The 1,476-nt window shown below is 66.7% G+C and carries 1 protein-coding gene; it reads left to right on the top strand.

Annotation, left to right across the window (positions count from 1 at the left end):
* Positions 1-1,476 (top strand): DNA-directed RNA polymerase subunit beta (locus ACTWPV_RS49655; protein ID WP_443157220.1); only part of this gene is annotated, 1,476 nt, incomplete at both ends.

The following is a 1,476-nucleotide window of genomic DNA, read 5'->3' as shown; positions in this document are numbered from 1 at the left end:
GGGCACCTCGTTCAACCAGAAGCCCATCGTCGCCGAGGGCGACCGGGTCGAGGTCAACCAGGTGATCGCCGACGGGCCGTGCACCGACCAGGGTGAGATGGCGCTCGGCAAGAACCTCCTGGTGGCGTTCATGCCGTGGGAGGGCCACAACTACGAAGACGCGATCATCATCTCGCAGCGGCTGGTGCGGGACGACGTGCTGTCCTCGATCCACATCGAGGAGCACGAGGTCGACGCCCGTGACACCAAGCTGGGTCCGGAAGAGATCACCCGCGACATTCCCAACGTCTCCGAGGAGGTCCTGGCCGACCTCGACGAGCGCGGCATCATCCGCATCGGCGCCGAGGTCGTGCCCGGCGACATCCTGGTCGGCAAGGTCACCCCGAAGGGTGAGACCGAGCTGACGCCGGAGGAGCGGCTGCTGCGCGCGATCTTCGGTGAGAAGGCGCGTGAGGTGCGTGACACCTCGCTGAAGGTGCCGCACGGTGAGCAGGGCAAGGTCATCGGCGTGCGGGTGTTCAGCCGTGAGGAGGGTGACGAGCTGCCGCCGGGGGTCAACGAGCTGGTCCGCGTCTACGTGGCCCAGAAGCGTAAGATCACCGACGGTGACAAGCTGGCCGGCCGGCACGGCAACAAGGGTGTCATCTCCAAGATCCTGCCGGTCGAGGACATGCCGTTCCTGGAGGACGGCACGCCGGTCGACATCATCCTCAACCCGCTGGGCGTGCCCGGCCGGATGAACGTCGGCCAGGTGCTGGAGACCCACCTGGGGTGGATCGCCGCCAGGGGCTGGGACATCTCCGGGGTGGAGGAGGCCTGGGCCGGGCGGCTGCGCGAGAAGGGCTTCGACAAGGTCGCCCCGCGCACCAACATGGCCACGCCGGTCTTCGACGGCGCCCACGAGGAAGAGATCATCGGGCTGCTCGACAGCACGGTCCCCAACCGTGACGGTGATCGGCTGGTCGAGCGGAGCGGCAAGGCCCGCCTCTTCGACGGCCGTAGCGGCGAGCCCTTCCCTTACCCTATCTCGGTCGGCTACATCTACATTCTCAAGCTGCTCCACCTGGTCGACGACAAGATCCACGCGCGGTCGACCGGTCCTTACTCCATGATCACTCAGCAGCCGCTCGGCGGTAAGGCCCAGTTCGGTGGCCAGCGCTTCGGTGAGATGGAGGTGTGGGCGCTGGAGGCCTACGGCGCCGCCTACGCCCTGCAGGAGCTGCTGACCATCAAGTCCGACGACGTTCTCGGCCGGGTGAAGGTCTACGAGGCCATCGTCAAGGGCGAGAACATCCCCGAGCCGGGCATCCCCGAGTCCTTCAAGGTCCTCATCAAGGAGATGCAGTCGCTGTGCCTGAACGTCGAGGTGCTTTCCAGCGACGGCATGTCCATCGAGATGCGTGACACCGACGAGGACGTCTTCCGCGCCGCGGAGGAGCTCGGAATCGACCTGTCCCGGCGCGAGCCGAGCAGCGT

It is taken from the genome of Nonomuraea sp. KM88, assembly GCF_052245635.1.
Taxonomy (GTDB): domain Bacteria; phylum Actinomycetota; class Actinomycetes; order Streptosporangiales; family Streptosporangiaceae; genus Nonomuraea.
Note: the sequence above shows the minus strand (reverse complement) of the source record. Positions and strands in the feature narration are given on the sequence as shown.